General features: G+C 60.0%; 22 protein-coding genes and 4 tRNA genes. 21 read left to right on the forward strand and 5 right to left on the reverse strand.

Features of this window, described 5'->3' with window-relative positions; all coding sequences use genetic code 11:
* Window positions 1–188 precede the first annotated feature (188 nt).
* The 14 genes from KJQ12_RS08430 to KJQ12_RS08490 all read left to right on the forward strand — a co-directional run bounded on the left by KJQ12_RS08430 (window position 189) and on the right by KJQ12_RS08490 (window position 10965).
* On the forward strand, window positions 189–944 hold the full coding sequence (locus tag KJQ12_RS08430; protein ID WP_213484282.1) for an ABC transporter ATP-binding protein: 756 nt from the start codon (window positions 189–191) through the stop codon (window positions 942–944).
* Window positions 910–2031: an efflux RND transporter periplasmic adaptor subunit gene (locus KJQ12_RS08435; RefSeq protein WP_213484283.1), complete on the forward strand. Its 1122-nt coding sequence runs from the start codon at window positions 910–912 to the stop codon at window positions 2029–2031. The genes KJQ12_RS08430 and KJQ12_RS08435 overlap by 35 nt, the downstream gene beginning before the upstream one ends.
* Before the next feature lie 3 nt (window positions 2032–2034).
* The gene (locus tag KJQ12_RS08440) at window positions 2035–4971 is read left to right on the forward strand and encodes an ABC transporter permease (protein ID WP_213484285.1); all 2937 of its coding nucleotides are present in this window, start codon (window positions 2035–2037) and stop codon (window positions 4969–4971) included.
* A 24-nt stretch (window positions 4972–4995) separates the two neighbouring features.
* Entirely contained in the window at window positions 4996–5868 is an 873-nt protein-coding gene (locus KJQ12_RS08445) for an ABC transporter ATP-binding protein (protein WP_041854386.1), read from the forward strand.
* 5 nt (window positions 5869–5873) lie between these two features.
* Window positions 5874–7391: an ABC transporter substrate-binding protein gene (locus KJQ12_RS08450; RefSeq protein ID WP_213484286.1), complete on the forward strand. Its 1518-nt coding sequence runs from the start codon at window positions 5874–5876 to the stop codon at window positions 7389–7391.
* Between the two features lie 150 nt (window positions 7392–7541).
* On the forward strand, window positions 7542–7706 hold the full coding sequence (locus tag KJQ12_RS08455) for a hypothetical protein (protein WP_015255113.1): 165 nt from the start codon (window positions 7542–7544) through the stop codon (window positions 7704–7706).
* A 139-nt stretch (window positions 7707–7845) separates the two neighbouring features.
* Window positions 7846–7922 (forward strand) — tRNA-Met (locus tag KJQ12_RS08460).
* A gap of 23 nt (window positions 7923–7945) precedes the next feature.
* Window positions 7946–8022, forward strand: a tRNA-Ile gene (locus tag KJQ12_RS08465).
* Window positions 8023–8039: 17 nt separating this feature from the next.
* A tRNA-Leu gene (locus KJQ12_RS08470) sits at window positions 8040–8128 on the forward strand.
* 211 nt (window positions 8129–8339) lie between these two features.
* Window positions 8340–9008, forward strand: coding sequence for a hypothetical protein (locus KJQ12_RS08475; protein ID WP_015255112.1), 669 nt, complete (start codon window positions 8340–8342; stop codon window positions 9006–9008).
* Window positions 8998–9531: an accessory gene regulator ArgB-like protein gene (locus KJQ12_RS08480; RefSeq protein WP_213484287.1), complete on the forward strand. Its 534-nt coding sequence runs from the start codon at window positions 8998–9000 to the stop codon at window positions 9529–9531. The genes KJQ12_RS08475 and KJQ12_RS08480 overlap by 11 nt, the downstream gene beginning before the upstream one ends.
* Window positions 9528–9659: a hypothetical protein gene (locus KJQ12_RS19755; RefSeq protein WP_280529255.1), complete on the forward strand. Its 132-nt coding sequence runs from the start codon at window positions 9528–9530 to the stop codon at window positions 9657–9659. The genes KJQ12_RS08480 and KJQ12_RS19755 overlap by 4 nt, the downstream gene beginning before the upstream one ends.
* Before the next feature lies 1 nt (window position 9660).
* Window positions 9661–10056, forward strand: a complete 396-nt coding sequence (locus tag KJQ12_RS08485; RefSeq protein ID WP_213484288.1) for a LytTR family transcriptional regulator DNA-binding domain-containing protein — start codon at window positions 9661–9663, stop codon at window positions 10054–10056.
* Window positions 10057–10146: 90 nt separating this feature from the next.
* The gene (locus KJQ12_RS08490) at window positions 10147–10965 is read left to right on the forward strand and encodes an SPL family radical SAM protein (protein WP_213484289.1); all 819 of its coding nucleotides are present in this window, start codon (window positions 10147–10149) and stop codon (window positions 10963–10965) included.
* An 18-nt stretch (window positions 10966–10983) separates the two neighbouring features.
* Here the strand turns inward: KJQ12_RS08490 and KJQ12_RS08495 are convergent, their stop codons facing one another.
* Window positions 10984–11925 (reverse strand): S-layer homology domain-containing protein, encoded by a 942-nt coding sequence (locus KJQ12_RS08495; protein WP_213484290.1) that lies wholly within the window; start codon window positions 11923–11925, stop codon window positions 10984–10986.
* A gap of 148 nt (window positions 11926–12073) precedes the next feature.
* Window positions 12074–12149 (reverse strand) — tRNA-Val (locus KJQ12_RS08500).
* A gap of 211 nt (window positions 12150–12360) precedes the next feature.
* On the opposite strand from KJQ12_RS08500, the gene KJQ12_RS08505 reads away from it, so the two are divergent.
* Complete coding sequence (locus KJQ12_RS08505) at window positions 12361–12591, forward strand: DUF3892 domain-containing protein (RefSeq protein WP_213484291.1); 231 nt, start codon at window positions 12361–12363, stop codon at window positions 12589–12591.
* A gap of 62 nt (window positions 12592–12653) precedes the next feature.
* Here the strand turns inward: KJQ12_RS08505 and KJQ12_RS08510 are convergent, their stop codons facing one another.
* On the reverse strand, window positions 12654–13418 hold the full coding sequence (locus KJQ12_RS08510) for an MBL fold metallo-hydrolase (RefSeq protein WP_213484292.1): 765 nt from the start codon (window positions 13416–13418) through the stop codon (window positions 12654–12656).
* A 160-nt stretch (window positions 13419–13578) separates the two neighbouring features.
* On the opposite strand from KJQ12_RS08510, the gene KJQ12_RS08515 reads away from it, so the two are divergent.
* The 3 genes from KJQ12_RS08515 to KJQ12_RS08525 all read left to right on the forward strand — a co-directional run bounded on the left by KJQ12_RS08515 (window position 13579) and on the right by KJQ12_RS08525 (window position 14947).
* Window positions 13579–13779 (forward strand): hypothetical protein, encoded by a 201-nt coding sequence (locus KJQ12_RS08515; RefSeq protein ID WP_015255103.1) that lies wholly within the window; start codon window positions 13579–13581, stop codon window positions 13777–13779.
* Window positions 13780–13938: 159 nt separating this feature from the next.
* Window positions 13939–14511 carry a stalk domain-containing protein gene (locus tag KJQ12_RS08520; RefSeq protein WP_015255102.1) on the forward strand — a complete coding sequence of 191 codons (573 nt, stop codon included), beginning with the start codon at window positions 13939–13941 and terminating at the stop codon, window positions 14509–14511.
* Window positions 14512–14632: 121 nt separating this feature from the next.
* The gene (locus KJQ12_RS08525) at window positions 14633–14947 is read left to right on the forward strand and encodes a DUF1292 domain-containing protein (RefSeq protein WP_015255101.1); all 315 of its coding nucleotides are present in this window, start codon (window positions 14633–14635) and stop codon (window positions 14945–14947) included.
* A gap of 93 nt (window positions 14948–15040) precedes the next feature.
* On the opposite strand, the gene KJQ12_RS08530 is transcribed toward KJQ12_RS08525, so the two are convergent.
* Both KJQ12_RS08530 and KJQ12_RS08535 read right to left on the reverse strand, forming a co-directional pair.
* Entirely contained in the window at window positions 15041–15454 is a 414-nt protein-coding gene (locus KJQ12_RS08530; RefSeq protein ID WP_041853880.1) for a DUF1885 family protein, read from the reverse strand.
* Between the two features lie 85 nt (window positions 15455–15539).
* Complete coding sequence (locus tag KJQ12_RS08535; RefSeq protein WP_213484293.1) at window positions 15540–17009, reverse strand: aminotransferase class I/II-fold pyridoxal phosphate-dependent enzyme; 1470 nt, start codon at window positions 17007–17009, stop codon at window positions 15540–15542.
* A 113-nt stretch (window positions 17010–17122) separates the two neighbouring features.
* Here KJQ12_RS08535 and KJQ12_RS08540 point away from each other — a divergent pair, with 113 nt between their 5' ends.
* The 3 genes from KJQ12_RS08540 (at window position 17123) to KJQ12_RS08550 (ending at window position 20922) form a co-directional block, all read left to right on the forward strand.
* Window positions 17123–18376: an MFS transporter gene (locus tag KJQ12_RS08540; protein WP_280529256.1), complete on the forward strand. Its 1254-nt coding sequence runs from the start codon at window positions 17123–17125 to the stop codon at window positions 18374–18376.
* A 202-nt stretch (window positions 18377–18578) separates the two neighbouring features.
* Window positions 18579–19175, forward strand: coding sequence for a hypothetical protein (locus KJQ12_RS08545; protein ID WP_213484297.1), 597 nt, complete (start codon window positions 18579–18581; stop codon window positions 19173–19175).
* Window positions 19176–19368: 193 nt separating this feature from the next.
* Window positions 19369–20922 carry a gluconokinase gene (locus tag KJQ12_RS08550; protein ID WP_213484298.1) on the forward strand — a complete coding sequence of 518 codons (1554 nt, stop codon included), beginning with the start codon at window positions 19369–19371 and terminating at the stop codon, window positions 20920–20922.
* The last annotated feature ends 104 nt before the right edge of the window (window positions 20923–21026 follow it).

Here is a 21026-nt window from a genome sequence, read left to right on the forward strand (position 1 = left end):
CAGCTTTGCCCAGCTACATCAAGGCTTGTTTGCCCATTTCATACTGCGAAAGTTGAGTGATTAATTTTTCGTAACTTTTTCCGGGGTTGCGCCGTCTAACTGATAGGTAGTCAAGCAAAAACGGCTGGCGCTGTCTCTCCCGGGCGGGCGCATCCGTTTTGCGGTGTTGGAAGGAGTGGATTGATGACATGCTGCGGCTGAGACGGACCAAAGAGCGGCAGGATGCCGCAGCTGCCGCGGCCGCTGATGCGCGCGGCCGGGAACCGGAGGAAGCGGGACCGCTTCTTGTGACCCGAGGCGTCGAACGATCTTTCGACGTCGGCGGACAGAAGCTGCACGTCCTGAAAGGGATCGACATGGAACTGCACCCGCGGCGGCTTGTCATGCTGCGCGGCCGATCGGGTTCCGGCAAGACGACGCTGCTCAATCTGATCGGCGGTCTGGATACGCCGACCCGCGGCGAGATTCAGTTCGGACCGTACGCATTCCACCGGATGAGCGATGACGAGCGGACGAACGTGAGGCGGAAGGAGATCGGATTTATTTTTCAGGCGTACGCGCTTCTGCCGCTGCTGTCCGCCTACGAGAACGTGGAGCTGTCTATGCGGATGGCGGGCGTGCCCAAGGCGGAATGGAAGGACCGGGTGACCGAATGTCTGGAGCTGGTCGGTCTCGGGAAGCGGATGCACCATCGCCCGTTCGAGCTGTCCGGCGGCGAGCAGCAGCGGGTCGCCATCGCCAAGGCGATTGCCCACCGGCCGAGGCTGATCCTGGCGGATGAGCCGACGGCGGAGCTCGATTCCCAGATGGCCGCCCAGATCATGAAAGTATTCCGGGCGATCATTGAAACGGAGCAAATCACGATCTGTATGACGACGCACGACCCTACGATTCTGGAGGTTGCCGATCATGTCTATGAAATGGTTGACGGAAAATTCATCTGAGCCGCGCGGACTGATGGAGCGGGCTGCCGCCTTCTTCCGGCGCCGGGTGCCGGCTGCCGCCGCCATGCTGCTCGCCGCCTCGATTGCGGTGGGAGGATGCGCGCTGCTGCCGGATGAAGGCGAGGAAGAGCAGCTGCCCGACATCACGCCGCCGCAAATCTCGAAGAAGCCGGAATACGAGGTAACCACCGCAACGCTTGAATCGAAAGTGCAAGCGCTCGGCAAAATCATGAGCCAGCAGGAAGAGACGCTGTTCTTCGAGCTGGACGGGAAGCGGCTCCGGACGCTGAATGTGAAGCCGGGTGACTACGTGGAAGCCGGGCAGGTCATCGCCGTGCTCGACGTGGACGACATGGAGAAAGAGCTGCGCCAGAAGAAGCTGCAGTTCCGGAGTGCGGAGACAAGGATGAAGGATACGATCCGCAAACGCGACGAGATGGACCCGGTCGATTACGAGATGGAAGTCATCAGCTTTGAAGAGCAGCGGCAGGCGATCGTCGATCTGGAGAACGAGATCGCGAAAGCGGTGCTTACGGCGCCGTTCTCGGGCACCGTCGTCCAGGTGAACGTCGAGAAAGGCGCGCTCATCAAGGCGTATGATCCGGTCGTCACCATCGCCGACACCGGCCGGCTGGTGGTGACCGCCGATTTCTCGAAGAGCGATCTGGAGAAGATCGCGGTCGGCATGCCGGCGGTCGTCGACATCAACGGGGCGGGCAAGTTCGAAGGCAAAGTCTCGCTGCTGCCGGTTGCGCAATCGGACGACGAAGGGAACGGGGGCTGGCCACCCCAGCAGCAGCAGCGCTCCGAGCGGCCGGAAGATTATGTGCAGATCGACATCGGCGGCATTCCGGAAGGCGTGAACCGCGGCACGCCGCTGTCGGCGAACGTCATCATCAACCGGAAGGAGAACGCGATCGTCATCCCGCCATCGGCGCTCCGGACGATCGGTTCCCGGACCTACGTTCAAGTCGTGGAAGAGGACGGCAGCAAGCGCGAAGTCGATGTGGCGGTCGGCCAGCAGACGGCGACGCTGGTCGAAATCCTCGAAGGTCTTACGCCGGGACAGAAAGTCGTAGGTCGATGAGCGATGGGTATGCCGCTTCTACGCTTTCTGTTCCGCAAAATGTGGAATACCCGCTGGCTGACGCTCAGCACGGCGGCGGGGCTGATCGCGGCCGTCGCGTTCACCGTCAGCATACCGATGTATGCGGACGGCGCGCTCAAGCGGGTCGTGGCCGATTCGCTCCGGGAGAAAAGCACCGGCATGCCGGCCGGTTCGCTGCTCATCCGCTATCAGGCGAGCGGCGGTTCCACCGCCGCCGACCAGGCCGGACTTCCCGATGTGGATGCCTTCATCCGTGAGAAAGTGCCGGAGCGGATCGGATTCCCGTATGACACGTTCGCTTCCGTCCGGTCGATCCGCGGCACGGAGACGGCGCCGGTCGACCCGACGAAGGTCGATGCGAGCCGCGTCCGGCAGATGACGATCGCGACGATGTCCGGTCTTGAAGAGAAGGTCGAGATGATGCAGGGCCGCATGTATGGCGACGAGGGCGCGGACGACGGCGTCATCGAGGCTGTCATGCTGGAAGAGGCGCTCTACCGCAACGACCTGCACATCGGAGACGAACTGTATTATCCGATCTACGGCGGTCTGAATCTCGTGCTCAAGGTGAAGATCGTCGGCGCGTACATGCCGCTGGACCAGACCGATCCCTACTGGTTTCAGGGGCTTGAGTCGATCATGAATACGCTGCTTGTCAGCGAGGACGCCTTCGCCGACAAGCTGATCGGCGCGGGGGTGCCGGTTCACAACGCCTACTGGTACTATTCCTTCGATCTTCGCGAGATCAAGACGAGCCAGCTCGCGCCGCTCAGAAGGACGCTGGACCGGCTCGATATCGAGCTGTATCAGCTGCTCAAGGACACGCGGGTGGAAATCTCGTTCGCGAATACTCTGACCGAATTCCGCCGGCAAGGCTTGCAGCTGCAGACACTGCTCTTCACCCTCGCCGCGCCGATGATCGCCATGGTGTTCTACTTCATTGCGATGAACGCGAAGCAATCGCTGGAGAAGCAGCGGAGCGACATCGCCGTCCTGCGTAGCCGCGGCGCCGGCACGCGGCAGATCATCTGGATCTACGTCCTGGAAGGGCTGCTGCTCGGCGGAACCGCGCTGGTGCTCGGACCGCTCATCGGCTGGTTCATGGCGAAGAGCATCGGTTCGGCGAACGGCTTCCTGACGTTCGTGGACCGCAAGGCGATCCCCGTCGGCTTCTCGACGGAGGCGGCCATCGCGGGCGTCGCGGCCGTGCTGCTCGCCATTCTGTCGACGGTCATCCCGGCCATCCTGTATGCGCGGTCCTCGATCGTCGATTACAAGCGGCAGCTCGCAAGAAGCGACCGCAGACCGCTCTGGCAGCGCTGGTTCCTCGATGTGGCGCTGATCGGCGTAGCCGGATACGGCTGGTATCTGTTCAACGAGCGGCAGATGCTGACGTTCCGGACCGGCATGACGACGGATCAGTTGAACGTCAATCCGTTTCTGTTCTTCGTCCCGGCCATCGCCATCTTCGCCATCGGCTTGTTCTGCCTGCGGCTGTTCCCGCTGCTGCTCAAGCTGATCGGATGGCTCGGGCGGAAAATGCTGCCGCTGCCGCTGTATTTGACCTTGACGCAGTTGTCGCGCTCGTCCGGCGCGTACTATCCGCTCATGATCCTGCTCATCCTGACGCTCGGTCTCGGCGTCTACAACGCAGCGGCGGCGCGCACGATCGATCTGAACTCGACCGAGCGCATCCTGTACCGCTACGGCTCGGACGTCATCATCCAGACCGTGTGGGAAGGACGCGCGGAAGTGCCGCCTCAGAGCGGCAACCCCGGCGGAAACCCCGGCGGAAACCCCGGCGGAAACCCCGGCGGGAATCCGGGCGGAAACCCCGGCGAGAATCCCGGCGGCAACCCGGGCGGCAATCCCGGAGGACCCGGCGGCAATCCCGGCGGCGGATCGGGTACGCCGACCCGCATCAACTACATTGAGCCGCCGTTCGAAATCTTCCGCACGCTGGACGGCGTCGAAGCCGCGGCGCGCGTGCTCAAGACGAGGGGCAACATCGTTGTCTCCGGCCGGTCGATCGGTCAGGGGACGCTGATGGGCATCAACAACGACCAATTTGCCGAGGTCGCCTGGTTCCGGGAAGATTTGTTCCCGATCCATCCGTTCTACTATCTGGATTTCCTGGGCCGATACGAACATGCGGCCATCATTCCGTCGAATGTGGCGGAGCGCTATCAGCTCAAGCCGGGCGATCTGATCTCGGTGGGGCTGACGGACGGCATGCTGGAATTTGTCATCGTCGGCATTTTGCCATACTGGCCGTCGCAGTATCCCGATCAATCGCCGTTCGTGATCGCCAATCTGGATTACATCTACGACCAGGTGCCGCTCATTCCGTATGAAGTATGGCTCAAGATGAAGCCGGACGCGAAGGTGGCGCCGATCGTGACGGCCTTGATGGATCAAGGCATCGAGCTGGCGTCTGTCACGGATGTCCGGTCCGAGCTGATCACCCAGTCGAAGCATCCGACGCGCGGCGGCGTCTTCGGCATTCTCAGTCTCGGTTTCCTCGTCTCGGTCATCATCTCGCTGGCAGGCTATCTGCTCTACTGGTTCTTCAATCTGTCCGGGCGGATTGTGCAGTTCGGCGTGCTGCGCGCGATGGGGCTGTCGAGGAAGCAGCTGACCGGCATGCTGCTCCTGGAGCAGATCTTCACGGGCGGCCTGGCGATCGGCCTCGGCTTCATCATCGGCAAGGTGGCCAGCCGGCTGTTCCTGCCGTTCCTGCAGACGGCGGAGAATGTCGCCAATGCCGTGCCGCCGTTCCGGGTCATTTTCGAGCAGCAGGATGCGATTCAGCTGTATATCGTCGTCGGATTCATGTTGCTGACCGGCGCCGCGCTCTTGTTCCTGCATATCCGCAGGCTGCGCGTACATCAGGCCGTGAAGATGGGAGAGGAGCGGTGATCGATGGAGACGTCGGCCGAAACGATGATCGAATGCGAAGGCTTGGTGAAAATCTACAAAACCGACGAGCTGGAAGTCGTCGCGCTGCAAGGTTTGAACCTGACCGTCCGCAAAGGCGAAATGATGGCGATTATCGGCAACAGCGGCAGCGGCAAGTCGACACTGCTCAATATTCTCGGCGGCCTCGACCGGCCGTCGGCCGGACGCGTGCGCGTCGGTCCGTGGGATCTGCTGAAAATTACGGATGAGCAGCTCGTCGAGTACAAGCGGAAGACGGTCGGATTCATCTGGCAGAACAACGCCCGCAACCTGCTGCCCTATCTGTCCGCGCTGGAGAACGTCGAGATGCCGATGATGCTCTCCGGCAAGCTTGACCGCGCCTATGCGAAGCAGCTGCTCGAGATGGTCGGGCTGGGACACCGGATGATGAACAAGCTGCACCAGCTGTCCGGCGGCGAGCAGCAGCGGGTCGCGATCGCGATCTCCCTGGCGAACCGGCCGCAGCTTCTGCTGGCGGACGAACCGACCGGATCGGTCGATACGAAGACGTCCGACATGATCATGGACATCTTCCGCCGGCTCAACCGCGAGCTCGGCGTCACGATCGTCATCGTCACGCACGACCTGTCGCTGGCGGGCAAGGTGGACCGGGTCGTCGCGATCCGCGACGGTCTGACCAGCACCGAATTCGTGAAGCGCAACGAGAATCTCGACAAGCCGGACAGCGAGATCCGCGGGCTGAAGGACGCGCATGAAGAGTATGTCGTGCTCGACCGTGCAGGACGGTTGCAAGTGCCGAAGGATTATTTGACGGCCCTCGGCATTCGCGATAAAGCATCAATGGAATTTGACGGCGAACGGATTATCATCACGGCGCCGAAATCTTTGGGGGGATGAGAACCATGATCACCTATGAGAAAAGGGCCGGCAAAGCCGGCGGATGGAAACGGACTTTCGCGGCTCTGCTGGCGGCGCTGATGATGATGTCGCTGCTTGCGGCGTGCAGCAAGGGAAGCGATCAGGGCGGCGCGGAAACCCGCGTGCTCCGCATCGGCACCCTGTACGGCGGCCCGAGCGATGAAGTCTGGTTCCGGCAGCAGTACACCGATTCGTACGAACTGCTCAATTCGGATATCGAGATCCAGATCGTATCGGCCATCGATTGGAACAAGCAGCGATTCAACACGGGCGAAGAGCAGCAGCAGATCGATCCCTATGAGGAACTGACGAAAATGCTGACCGGCGACAACCCCGTCGATGTGCTGATCGTGGACTACACCTATTTGCGCCGTCTGGTGCAGGACAACTTGCTGCAGCAGCTCGATCCGCTCATTCAGCGGGACAAATTCGATCTGGAGGACTTCGTGCCGACGGTGCTGGAAGGCATCAAGTCGGTCGGCGACAACAATCTCTACGCGCTTGCGCCGACGTTCAGCTCGAACGCGCTCTTTTACAACAAGAAGCTGTTCAATGAAGCGGGCGTGACCCCGCCGACCGACAACATGTTCTGGCCGGAAATCTTCGATCTCGCGAAACGCGTATCGCGCGGCGAAGGGCAGGAACGGATTTTCGGCCTCAGCTTCAACCGGTGGATCGGCGATCCGTACTACGACATGCAGTACACCTATGCCGCGCCGCTGCAATTGAAGGTATTCGACGACAACGGCGAGAAAATGACGGTCAACTCGCCGCTCTGGGAACGCGTATGGACCTCGATGGCGGATCTTCACAAGAACGACATTGTGCCGACTTGGGAAGACTTGGGCAATGCCTGGGAAGTGAAAGAAGGCGAGCAGCCGAACCCGTTCGCCGGCGATCCGTTCATTTCCGGCAAAGTGGCGATGGTCACCGCGGATTACGGCTACATCACCGAACTGCAGGCGGCGGCGGAGTATGCCAGCCAGAACGCCAACTTCCAGGCTCCGGACTGGGATGTCGTCACGCTGCCGCAGCATGAGGAAGCGCCGGGCATCGGCAGCAGCACGTATCTGAACTCGCTCACCGCGATCAATGCCAAGGCGCAAAATCCGGATGACGCCTGGGATTACGTGAAGTTCATCAATGGCAAGGATTGGGCCAAACTGAAATCGCGCTCGATGTATGAACTGTCGGCGCGCAAGGAATTCCTGAAACCGCCGGCCGGTCTCAGCTTCAACCTTGACGCGTTCACGACGCTGAAGCCGGTCCCGCCGTCAACGACCGATACGGACAAAATCTACCGGAACAATCCGAATCTGTGGCAAGTGGAAAGCATCGGGCGGACCAAGTTCCAGGAAGTGATCGATGACAAGAAGTCGGTAAAAGATGCGCTTGCCGAATGGGAAACCGAGGGCAATGCCATCTTGCAGAACAAGGGCAATTCGAATACGGACGTCGAAGCGCCGGTCATCCCGTTTGACGATGCGGTCGTCATCGACTGACGCGGCGATTCCCGCAGCCACGGCCAGTCCTGGCTGCGGGAGGACCTTCGGCATCCGACCATGGCCGTCCGACCATAGGCGGACGCCCGCTTGAATTTCCGCGGATGCGGGCATTCTAACAGCGAATCTTCACAAGCGGGGAGGATGGACATGGGTTGGGTATACTGGGTCCGATTATATGATACGAAATTTCAGGCGGGCTGCCTGGTCAAGCGAATGGAGAACGACTGGTGGATATACGGCTGCGACTGTCCGCGTGAAATTGAAGTGTTCCGTTCGCGCAAAGGCCGCTACGGCGTCCGCTACCTGCCGTAATGATCCCGGATGTCGACCGCCGAACGTCCGGGATCTGCCCGGCTTCATCCCTTCCGGGCAACCCTTGATACTTGACGCGCGGGGAATGGCTATTGTATAGTTAAGTTTGTCGCTGTATTGCAGTGCTGCACTGAATTGACGCGGGGTGGAGCAGTCCGGTAGCTCGTCGGGCTCATAACCCGAAGGCCGCAGGTTCAAATCCTGCCCCCGCAACCATGATCTCCGTACGGAACTTCCGGGGGCCCTTAGCTCAGTTGGTTAGAGCGGTCGGCTCATAACCGATTGGTCGGGGGTTCGAGTCCCTCAGGGCCCACCATCATGGGTTGGAATCGCGCCGGGGTGGCGGAACTGGCAGACGCACAGGACTTAAAATCCTGCGGGTGGTGACACCCGTACGGGTTCGATTCCCGTCCTCGGCACCATTTGAGCTCATTCCTGGCAGATCGGTTTTATATAATAATTTGTCATCGGAAACGTCAAATGATCGAATTCATTTGACGTTTTTTGTTTGGCTGCGGATCCGGCCATGCCGTGAACAATTGATCATTTGGAGATTGATGCCCGGAGGGAAAGGCAATATAATCGAAATATAGCGAATGGACAACCCTGGAAGCCAAAGGAGCACGGTCGGCCGTGGATTATATTCTTTTTTTGATTGGTTCGTCATTTGAATATTTCGCTTATTTCGTTTTCATGTTCACCTTGTTCCGTTTCCGCATCAAGCCCAAAATGATAGCGTTCACCCTGTTGATCGCTTTTCTGATGAGCCAAATTTCCTATGTCACCCGGCTCAATGAGAACCTGGCCGAATTCTCATCCTACATCCAGCTCATTCTGCTGGTGATCTGGTTCTGTCTGTTGTTCAGAGTTCCGATGTTCTATTCGATCATTATGAATTTTTCCGGTTTCGTGGCGGGGTTTGTGCTTCAGGGCATCGTCGTTTCCGGATTGATGTTCATGCTCGATCTGACTTTGACCGACATTCAGAACAACCCCTGGATCATGTCCTCCATCCAGGTGCTCACGGCCATTCTTGAACTTGCGCTGTGCCGGCTGCTCTATGTCATGAACTGGAACTTTGATTTTGTTCCGACCTCGCATCGCGCGGATGTGCGGTTCAGCGGCACGAATGCCATCTTGCTCTTCACCATCGTGCTGTGCATTTCCCTTGGCGCGGCCGCGGCATACCTGTTCCGGGACAAATTCGACAATTACTTCTTGTTTACCTATATAGTGTTTTTTGTTACGCTTCCCATATTCCTGTACTATCTCTTGAGGAAGGATTATGAGGATGCTTCGTAGAGCCGCCGAGTCGCTGCATGGGGGCATGGTGCGCAACGGGGTATCGCCGCCTTCCGTGGACGTCATTTATTACGCGCTGAACGTTGCGGGCAACACCTTGTCGATCATTGGCCTCACGCTGCTGATCGGATGGTTCACCGACGCCCTGCCCGATACGGCGCTTGCGCTGGTCTCGTTCGCGCTGATCCGGATGTTCAGCGGCGGGTATCATCTGAAATCCGGATGGTTCTGCATCATCGCCTCCACCGCCGTCATGTCCGTCATACCGCATATTGTTTTGAACGATCTTTGGGTTTGCGTCTTCACGGCGGCAGCGGCGCTGCTCTTCCTTATCTTCGCCCCGTCCAATCTGGACAAGTACGCGAGAATTGCTCCTGGGTACTATCCGTTGCTCAAAGCGCTTACGACCGCCGCGGTCGCAGCCAATTTCTTCATCCGATCGGATGTGCTGGCCTTGGTATGCCTCTTGCAAGCCGTGTCCTTGCTCATCAAGAACACGCCGGAAGGGGGTGAACAAGGATGAAGAGGCGCGTACTCAGGTTGATCGCTGCCGGCATAGCGGGCCTGGCCTCGCTGTTCGTTCTGACCGGTTCGCTGTATTATTTCAACAACCCGAAGATCCCGGCTGAACTCAGAAGGAAGGACGCATAACATGCAAATACCGGTAGTCAGACGCGTAAGCCGACAAGAATTCGAAATCGTCATGCTCGACTTGAACGACGTCCTCTTCACCTTTGTGGAAAGCAACGTCATCAAGTACCAGACCAAGAACGAAGTGTTCAGTCAAATCAGCACGCTCGAGGAGCAGGAGCGATTCCTGTCGACGATGGGTTTCAAAAAACTCGAGCGCGGGTACCTTGTTCAAATGGACAAGGTGAAGTGGTACGATGACGAGACCCATCAGGTGTTCTTCGAGCCGTACCCTTCCAAGAATGCGCCGAGCGCTCCGGTGTCCCGCGTGCATCGCAAGGATGTGCCGGAAGAACTGGTCGTCAAACGGCGCGCGCGCGGTTATGCGCGCGGGTTCTACTCCCCGTTTGAACGATGATGTGTCAGAAGCGGATCAAGTGCAGCAAGGCCGGCCGATGAATTCGGCCGGCCTTCAAAATTCGCACAGTGCGGGAGGCGGTGGTCAAAGATGGACATCCGATTCAGGACTCCGGGCAGGATGCTGAATCCGGCCGGCGGATTTCTGGAAGGGTACACGCATACGTTCAATCCTTACGCCGGCTGCGCATTCGGCTGTTCCTACTGCTATGTCCGCAGAATGCCGGTCGGCATGTTCCGTGCGTCACCCTGGGGCGAATGGGTCGACGTGAAGCGGATGGACCGGGAGGCGTTCCGCAAGGAATGGCAGCGGGCCCGAGGTCGGGGAAGGATGACCGTCTTCGTGGGGTCTGCGACGGACCCGTACCAGCCCGCAGAAGCCCGATTCGGCGTCACGCGCGCCCTTCTGGAGATCATGGCGGAGGCGCCGGCTGACTTCGTGCTGCTGCAGACGCGCAGCCCCCTCGTGGTGCGCGATGCGGATCTGCTTCGCCGCCTCGGACCCCGCGTGCGCGTCAGCATGACAATTGAGACGGACCTGGAGTCCGTCCGCAAGCGTTTCACGCCGAAGGCGCCGCCCATTGCGGCCAGGAAGCGCGCGCTCGCGGAGTTGCGGGATGCCGGCGTTGACGTGCAGATCGCCGTATCGCCGCTGCTGCCGCACGGCGGATCGTTCGCCGCCGATCTGGCGCGAATGGCGCCGCGCATCGTCGTGGACGATTTTTTTCACGGCGACGGAGCGGGAGGGAAGCGGACGGAAGCGCTGGGCATTCGCAGGATGTATGAGCAAGCCGGGGAAGGGGAACTGTACCATCCGGAGACGGCGCGAACGTTCTACGACACGCTGCGCCGTCATGCCGGCAAATCCGGATGCATCGCGTTGTGGAGCCGGGACGGGTTTCTGCCGTAACGATCCCCCGCCCGCCGGTTATTCCGGGAGCGCGAGCACCGGCTTGTATTCCGAGCCGATGTACACCGCCGTCGAGACTTCGGTCAGCACCTGCGGGTAGATGCGGTCGGGATTGGGCATGACCGGCTCGACATGCAGGAATGCCTTGCCTTGATCAAATACGATGGACGCCACCCGGATGCCGTATCCCGGGTGAGGCGCGGTCGCCCGAACGGTCACCGTGTTCACTTCGCCGGTCAGCGGCGCGGATTCAAGCTTAAGATCGGTGAGCGGCGACGGATCGGAGGCTTTTGCAGGTTTGCCCGACGCTTCAAGCTGGCGGAGGAAGGCCGAAGCTTCGTAGACCATGCCGGCTGCTTCGCTGCGCGTGATGGCCCGCTTCGGCTCGAAACGCCGGTCCTTGTCCAGTTCGGCTATGCCGGCAAAAAGCAGCAGCTGCACGCTTTCCCGGTACTCCGGCGCGATGTCGGCGGCGTCTTCGATCACCAGTTTCGGCTTCGGAAGAGCAAAGCCGGCCTTGGACGAAATTCCGCGGTAGAGATGATAGGCAAAGCGCTCGCGCGTCATCGACAGGTCGGGTTTGACGCTGCGCGGCATGTCGAGATAAAAACTTGCCGTAATAAACGCGTCGGAATACCATTTGCCGTCCAGGACGAAATCATAGGAATCGCTTGCCTTCGGTTCTTTGACGAATCGGATGCCGTCGAGTCCGAGCTTGAGTCCCTTGACGATCATGGAAACGCCTTCAGCATACGTCAGCCTGTCGTCCGGCCGGAACCTGCCGTTTGCATCGCCCGACACGACGCCTTCTTCCTGAAGATGGCGTATCCGGTCGGCGTTCGGGTCGCCTTGAATGTCCGGAAATGCCGCGGCCGATCCAACGAATGACAGCCAGATCAGCAGCCCTGCCGCAAACATTGCCGCCGAAAGACGGTACCGACAGCCTCTGCGCGTGTTCATCATGCCGATCACCTCGAAGCGATTGATGGGTAAGGCGAGCATCCTTTATAAACCATTGGACGCCTGAAACTGTCGAAAAGTTGCGTGGCAACTGCCGGCAAAAAGAAAAAGAACCCTTGAGTCTCAAGGGTTCTTGGACGTTTGATAATGGTGATCTGTAGTGGGCTCGAACCACTGACCCCCACCCTGTCAAGATGGTGCTCTCCCAGCTGAGCTAACAGATCATATCGCAGTGACGAGTTATAATATATCAAGTTTCGAACCGTTAGTCAACCCCATTATCAAAAAAAATTTTTGGTGATTCGTTTTCGTCGGAACGCCCTCCGGATGATCCGGATTAATGGATGACCTTTGCGGGCATACTGACTTTCGGACAGAATGGCTGACGGGGCGGCTGCGATTCGGCCTCTCGCATGGACAAGGAGCGAGACGGTGATGACGGAACGGGAGACTTTTACGGCCGTGCGCAAGAACGGCGACGGCGATATAACGGCTTTCCGCACCTCGGCGGGGCGGGAACTGAATTACGAACAGGCCCTCCGCGAAGTGCAGGAAGGCCGGATCAAAGGCGCGAATGTGTTCAAGGGAAGGGACGGCGAGATGTACATCCGCGGCGATGCCGACGGAGATCCCGCCAACAACCTCGACAATCTGCCGATGTTCTGAAACGTGCAAAAAGCCTCCGGCTGCCGATCGTCGGCCGGAGGCTTTCGCCGTGTTATGCACTATTACGGACCGGACGGGGCTGTCGGCTCGACTTTGCCGTCCGAAATCGTGTATCGGACATGCTGTTCGATGAACTTCATCCGTCCGGTGCGGCCTTCGTAGCGGTCCTTGTCGTCCGCGTAATGCATGAGATAAATCTTCGACTGCACATCTTCGGGCAGCGTCAGCAGTTCCTCCAGCGTGGCGTGGACCTCGCCCGGTGTGACAAACTGGCAATCGTGGAAGACGACGCATCCGCGATTCCGCACCAGGTCCGTCACGAGCTCGGGATGGAACCGCATGTCGGCCGTATAGAAGAAGCTGTTGTTGAACAGCAGCGAGTAGCTGATTTTGCCCGGAATATGCTCCGTGCGAATGATCTCGACGGTCAGACCGTCGTGCAGAACGGCCGGAATGCCTTCACGGATCCGCCGCACTTCAAAATAATCTTCGAGCTTCTGCGATTGTTCCTGCCACAGACCTCCCCTGAGAGAATGCTCCCACAGCGGTTCGGCCAGTTTGTCGGGTACGTACAACACCGGCCGTTTGCGATATTGGAATTTCATGCGGAACGCGTATTCTTCCAGTCCGCCGATGTGGTCGGCGTGAATATGGGAGATCAGGACGGCATCGATGCCGTCCAGCGGCTGGCCGATCTGGTGGAGCGAGAGCAGCGCGGTAATGCCGCAATCGATCAGCAGCGTGAACCCGTTCTGGCAGAGCAATGCATTGTTATTGTAATACTTCTTGGCAAACGCATTTCCGGTTCCGAGCATTAAAATATCCAATAACGGAACTCCCTTCCGGGTACGTTTGTTCAAACTTTATCATTTTTTTTACAGTAAGGAAAGAGGCTGAACAAATTCTGAACAACCGGGCATTCGCGCATGCGCGGAGGCGGGCGCTAGCATATAATGGGGCGGATTTTCGCGGAGAGGAGTCCTGCCCATGAGCAAGGCCAAAGCGGGAAAAAAACGGGCGAATCAACGCTCAGACCGCCCCGTCGTCCGCATGAGCATCGTGCTGTCCGATACCTGTGAAGCGTGTCCGACACCCTGCCCGCGCGGCATCCGGTACCGGCTGCGCATGCGGGAACCCGGAGCTGTCGGCAAAGGCGTGCCCTGCATCCTGACCCGCACCGTGCAATGAATCTCTCGAGCGCATGCGTATTTCCCGGGCGAGCGCAAATCGCGACAAGAGACGACAGCAGGAAAGTCGGAAAATTGTTCGCATGGCGCCCCGCAACTTTGGACAACTGGTCGAGTATAACTATACATCCAAGGAAATGCTGACGGAGGGTTCATGCGCATGAGATTCAAGAAGGTGCTCATATCCGCACTCCTGCTGTCCTTGTGGGGAGGCAGCATGATATTCGCGGACACGGTCAGCCAGAAAATCAAGGTTTCGGTGAACGGTTCGGCCCTGAGCGAATCGGGCATCGTGGTGGACGGAACGACGTTTCTGCCGATCAGGCAGCTGGCCGACTCGTTGAATGCTTTTATCTCCTGGGGCGACAACAAGCAGGTCAATATCAACAAGCCGAACATCCACATGATGACCATGAGCGTGAACTCGAACGGCGTATATCCTTTCCAGGCCGTCGAGAAGGGCAGCACGGTTACCTTTTATGTGCTGGTGCACGGTGACAGCCTGAGTACGCCGATTTCGGCCGCCAAGATGGAAATTGTGGATCCGGGCAATACGGCCAAGGAGTTATATTACGAGAGCAATCCCGAAAACCTGAACATCTTTCAGCTTCGCACGAAAGAGCTGAAATACAAATTTGCCTCCGAAGGCGAGTACAAAGTGCGCATGTACATGATGCCCGCGTCGGGAAGCGAATGGACGCTCGTTTCCGAGAAACTGATTTTCTCCAAATGACCTGCATGCCCGTGGTGCCGCACAAGCGCTCCGTTCGCGGAGCGCTTGTCGTTTGACCCGGCGGCTAGCGGCATGGTACGATACGTTTGATGGCATATGATATTCGAAATGAGGGTTGTCGATGAGCGAACATTCGCATGACCATGCTTGCGGTTGCGGCCATGACCACGAGCATGATCACGAACACGATCCCGTGTTCATCGTAACGGATGAAGAAGGCCGCGAACACGAGATGATCATGGTGTACACGTTCGATTCGGAAGGTTCGGCCTATGCCGTGCTGCTGGATCGGAATGATCCGGAAGCGGACGGCGTCATCTTCCGGATCGAGGAAGAGAATGATGAAATGTTCCTCGTCGGCATTGAAGACGACGAAGAATGGGAACGCGTGGCAAGGATTTACGAGGAGATTGCCAGCCAGGAAGACCAGGGTTGATCTTGAACTCCGGCAAGAAGGCCGGTCATCGAACATCGATGGCCGGCCGTTTTTACGTGCACGCCCAACGGATGCGTCCGCCGAACGGACGGCTTATTTCCGCGGGTTGTAGTAGATGGTTCGGCCGTTGAACAATTTCAACTCGGCCTGCAGATGTTTGGCCAGATATTTGCACAATTCGTTCGCTTTTCCCTTGTCGCCGTGCGTCGCATCGTCCGGCAGCACGACCTGCACGTAATGCACCGTGCGATCGCCGCGCTCCGTCTGCCCGACGCCGATCACGATGTAGCGATAGTGCGAGTCCGTACCTTTCAGGTAAAACCACGGTTCGCCTTCCTTGGTCTCGATCGTGTACGGGAAGGCGGCGTCCGCGTAGTCCCAGCCCAGCTGACGGCCGGTAAGCGCGGTCTGTTCCCGATATCGCTGCAACTGTTCCTTCACGCCGTCCAGCGTCAGCTGCTCGACGGCGGAGCCTTCCACGAAATAGATGTAAGCGCTTTGACTCACCTGCAAAGCCACCTCCCAGAACTAGGATAGCACTGAAGCCGGCGCTTGACAACAAGCACCGGCTTCGGCAGGAAACCGCCCGGGTTCAGCTGATCGGCGTCTCTTCGACAATCACTTTGACATAGTTCAGACTCGGATCTTCCGGCCCTTTGACCGGAAGGCCGACCTGGAGATGGTCAAGGATGTAGTCGATGTTCGCCTGGGAGATGACCTCTCCGGGCAGCAGGATCGGAATGCCGGGCGGATAGACGTAGATGAACTCGGCGATGATCCGGCCGGCCGATTCGGCAAGCGGCACGGATTCCGTCTCGGCGTAGAAGGCGTCGCGCGGCGTAAGCGAGAGCTGCGGAATCTCCGGTATCTTCACGACCAGTTCTTTCGCCTCGTTCACCTGGTAGAACGTCTCCGACATCTCGCGCAGCGCCCGGAGCAGCGCGTCGACCGTCTCCTTCGTGTCGCCGGGCGTGATCAGGGCGAGAATGTTGTACATGTCGCTCAATTCGACTTCGATGCGGTGCTTCTCGCGCAGCCAGTTCTCCGCATCGTAGCCCGTGATGCCGAGATGGCGGACGTGGATCGTGATCTTCGTCGGATCGTAGCTGTACGTCGCTTCACCGCCCAGAATGTCGTCGCCGAAGCAATACAGCCCCGGGATCGCGTTGATCTCCCGGCGGGCGTAGCGGGCGAGCGAAAGCGCATGCTCGGCCATCGCGCGGCCGTTCAGCGCGAGATTCCGCCGTGCCGTATCCAGCGATGCCAGCAGCAGATACGAAGTCGATGTCGTCGTGAGCATGCTGAAAATCGTCTGAATCCGGTGCGGATTGACGCGGGTGCCCTTGACGTTCAGAATCGAGCTCTGGGTCATCGAACCGCCGAGCTTGTGCACGCTCGTCGCGGCCACGTCCGCGCCGGCCTGCATCGCGGAGATCGGCAGCTCGTCGTGGAAGTGGATCAGCACCCCGTGCGCTTCGTCGACCAGCACCGGGATATCGTAGGAATGCACGAGATCGACAATTTCGCGCAGATTGGCGCAGACGCCGAAGTAGGTCGGGTTGATGACGAGCACCGCTTTCGCGTCGGGATGGCGCTCAAGGGCGCGCCGCACCGCGCTGGTGGTGATCCCGTGATCGATGCCGAGGTTCCCGTCGCGGACGGGAGAGACGAAGACCGGGCGGGCGCCGGCGAAAATGATCGCGGACAGCACCGATTTGTGCACGTTCCGCGGCACGATGATCTTGTCGCCGGGCGAGCAGACGGACAAGATCATCGTCATGATCGCCCCGCTCGTTCCCTGCACGGAGAAGAAAGTATAGTCCGCTCCGAACGCTTCCGCTGCCAGTTTCTGGGCCTCGCCGATGACGCCGGCCGGCTGGTGCAGGTCATCCAGCGGCGCGATGTTGATCAGGTCGATGGACAGCGCGTTGTCGCCGATAAACGCGCGGAACTCTTCGTCGCTGCCCCTGCCTTTCTTGTGGCCCGGAATGTGAAATTGCAGCGGGTTGCGTTCGGCATGCCGCCGAAGCGCGGTGAACAGCGGGGTGGATGACTGATCCAACGCCCCATCCCGTCCTTTCCTTGCACGCGATTTAAGTCAAACAAGCTAGAGTATAGCAAAACGGGTAGCGAATGCAAGATCGGGTTTCGGCATGGATGCAAGCGCGGTGCGGGATGTCGCAGTTTGTTCATTTTTCTGTGAGGACAAGATGTGGTACGATAAGCGGGTGGAAGGAGCGGTTCAAGATGGACAGGCGAATCGTGATGGTCATGCTGGTGCTCATGACCGTATTCATCGGCTTCGGCATCATTATTCCCGTCATGCCGGAACTGGTGAAAAGCATTGATCCCGGCAGGGCGGAATATCATAACGCGCTCATGTTGTCGCTGTATTCCCTGGTTTCGTTTGTGCTGTCTCCCGCATGGGGGGCGCTGTCCGACAGGATCGGCCGCCGTCCGGTCATTCTGACCGGCGTGTTCGGCTTCTCTGCAAGCTTTCTCCTGTTCGGTCTGGCATCGGGCCATCTGCCGCTCATGTACGCGGCGCGCCTGCTTGGCGGATTGTTCTCCGGAGCGGTCGTCTCCGTCATCGTTGCGTATGTGGCGGACATTACGCCGCCCGAGCAGCGCACGCGCGGGATGGGACTCGTCGGGATGTCGATCGGTCTCGGTTTCACGTTCGGTCCGGGAATCGGCGGGCTGCTCAGCGGCATCTCGCTCGAGACGCCGTTCTTCGCGGCGTCGGCGCTGTCGGCGCTGCTGTTCGTCACGGGACTGTACACGCTGCGCGAATCGCTGCCGCCGGAGCGTCGCGGCTCCGGGAAGAAACGCCCTTCGCGCTGGACGGCGTTCACCGGTCCGCTGAAATATTTGTACGTGCTCGCCTTCTTCGTCACGTTCTCGCTGGCGGGCATCGAATCGACGCTGCAATGGTTCGGCATGGAGCGGTTCGATGTTACGCCGGCCCAGTTCGGCCTCATGTTCTTCGTCTGCGGCCTCGTCGGCGCGATCGTGCAGGGCGGCGTCGTCCGCCGGCTGATCAAGCCGGGACGGGAACCGGCCTGGATCGCGGCGGGCCTGCTCATCTCGGCGGCCGGGTTCTTCTTGTTGATCGCGTCGCATGAGCTGTGGACGGCGACGGTCTTCCTCGCGATATTCGGCGTCGGCAACGCGCTCGTCCGGCCGTGCGTCACCTCGCTCATTACGCAGCGGACGAAGGTCGAGCAGGGCGTCGCTTCCGGCCTCAGCTCCTCGATGGACAGTCTCGGCCGCATCGCGGGTCCGCTCGTCGCCGCGTTCCTGTACCGCATCGAGATGACGCTGCCGCTCTTGGCCAGCGGCGCGCTGTCGATTGCCGCCTTGCTGCTGCTGGAGCGGTTCCGCACGCTCGCCCGCCGGGATGATGCCGGTCCGCAGCCGGTCGTCTGATCTCCAAGGCTTTCCTCCGTGCTTTCAACGGCGCGGCGGGAAGCCTTTTGCATTGGTGCCCCGATTCGGACAAGTACGGCGAATTTGCGCTTCAATTTTCGTCAATAAACCAAGTTGCCAGAACATAAAATGGAGTATAAACTGAAAGTGAGGTAGAAATTTCAGAACATTCCGCCGATTCTCGGGCAGGGGAGGGATCGCCGTGAACAAAAGCGACGAGGTGGAGTACTGCAACCTGGAGATCCGGTTCGACCGGCGGAAGATTCACGATCTGATCCGAGAGCTGATCCAGGCCGGCTACTCCCTGTTCTGGAGCGAGGCGAACGGGCTGTTCTTCATCTCGATCCGCACCGGACGCAGGCTGGTCAAGCTGCGATTCCGGCGCATCCGGAACTGCTACAAGATGATCGGCGACTACACGATTCGGGACGTCAGACTGTCGGAACTGCTGGAGAAAATGATCAACGATTCCCGCGGCCATGCCGTCGTCAAACGGATCAAAGACCGCCGCATCGTAATCGAAGACATCATGTTTGGCGAAATCATCCGATTGGTGGAGGTGTCGGGTATGGAACATCGCGTCATCTACCAGAGGAATACGACGGTCACGACAGAAGAGATGATTCGCGCATTTCAGAACAAGCGGGCGGAAGAGCGCGTGCATGTCCTGCGGCTTGAACTCGATTACGAGTTGGCGGTGCTGCACGAAGCGCTGGCCGAAGGCCGCATCGCCGATGTCGAAGCATCCAAGAAGCGGCTGATGGAGATGCGCACGGAGATGCTGCAGCTCGAAATGTGACGGGCGGAAGGATGTGCGTATGATCGAAAGTCAATGGAATAAGCCGAATTGACAGGCTTCTCTTGCTCCGCCGCGGAGGAAGGGAAGCCTGTTTCTGTCCGTCCCCGCCGGGCCGGCGGTCAAGTTGCGCCGGGAGACCGGGATGCTCTAGAATAAGGCTGACGATTCGGAAGGTTCGGGGGAGGACATCGGATTGAGCGACAGCGGGCTAGGTAGGAAAATCGTGCTGGCCGTCGATCTGGGCACGACCAGCGCCAAGGTGCTGGCAATCAACGCCGGCAGCCTGACCGAAGGCGGCCAGGCAGTGATAGCGGCCAGGGGTGAACGGGAATATCCGCTTCTGTCGCAGGAGCCCGGATATGCGGAGCAGGATCCGGACCGCATCGCCGAAGCGGCGGCCGAAGCGGTGCGCGAAGCGGTCGACGGGGCCGGATGCGGCCCGGAAGGGGTGCTGGCCGTCGCGTTCAGCACGGCGATGCATTCTCTGATTGTCACGGATGGGGACGGGAAGGCGCTCACGCGGGTGCTGACCTGGGCCGATCTTCGCGCGGCCGGACATGCGCGGAAGCTGCGCGGATCGAAGGATGCGGCGGATCTTCCGTCCCGCACGGGCGTGCCGCTGCACGCCATGACGCCGCTCGCGAAGCTGTTCTGGCTCCGCGAGCGGCGGCCGGAGCTGTTCGCTTCCGCCGGGCGGTTCATCGGCATCAAGGAGTATGTGCTGGAGCGCTGGTTCGGCCGGCCCGTCCCGATGGACGAATCGACTGCCGGCGGCACCGGTTTTTACAATCTGCATGAGCGGACCTGGGACGGGGAGGCGATGCGGATCGCGGGCATCGACGCGGACCGGCTGCCGGAGCTTAAGCCTTCGACGCATGTTCTGCGCGGCCTGCTTCCCGAGACGGCAGCCGAACTCGGGCTGAGCCCCGACGTGCCCGTCGTGCTCGGAGCGGCCGACGGCCCGCTGGCCAATCTCGGCGGCGGCGCGCTCGAACCGGGTGTCGCTTCGCTCACGATCGGCACGAGCGGCGCGGTGCGCGTCGCCGTCCGGCAGCCGGCCGCCGATCCGCACGGACGGCTGTTCTGCTATCCGCTGGCGGAAGGCTGGTGGATTGCCGGCGGGCCGGTCAACAGCGGCGGCGTCGTCTTCCGCTGGATGCGGGACAAGCTTGCCCCGGACCTGTCGGACGGTAATGACGGCTACGCCCGGCTCGTCGAACTGGCGATGGAAGCGCCGCCCGGCGCCGGCGGACTGCTGTTCCTGCCGCACCTGTCCGGCGAGCGCGCGCCGCATTGGGACGAGCGGGCGCGCGGCGTATTTCTCGGCCTGTCGCTCGAACATGACCGCCGGCACATGATTCGCGCCGGTCTGGAAGGCATCGTGCTGCATCTGCGCTCGGTGGCGGACGCGCTCGCCGGCCTGGCGGGCGGCCTGCGGGAGATCCGGGTGTCCGGCGGCTTCGCCCGGTCGGCGGCGCTGCGGCAGCTCATCGCCGACATCCTCGGCAGGCCGGTCGTCCGCACGGACAGCGAGGACGCGTCGGGAGTCGGCGCCGCCCGGCTCGCCCTGCACGCGCTCGGCCTGATGCCGGATCCGGCGGCGTCCGCTTCGACGGTAACGGACAGGTGCGATCCGAATCCGGAGCTTGTCCCCGTATATGACCGGCTCCACGGCATGTTCAAGCGATCGTACGAACGCGTATCGGACACCTTCGCCGAACTGGACGCGTTCAGATCCGGCGGATAAGCGGCTTCACCATAAGGGTATCGAAGAAATCTATAGGTTTTCATAATCCTGCAAAACGAGTAAAATAGGGGCGTTAAATAATTCAAGAGCGCAAAGGATGGGAC

Origin of the sequence: Thermobacillus xylanilyticus (genome assembly GCF_907165215.1) — a bacterium.
Taxonomy (GTDB): Bacteria; Bacillota; Bacilli; order Paenibacillales; family Paenibacillaceae; genus Thermobacillus; species Thermobacillus xylanilyticus.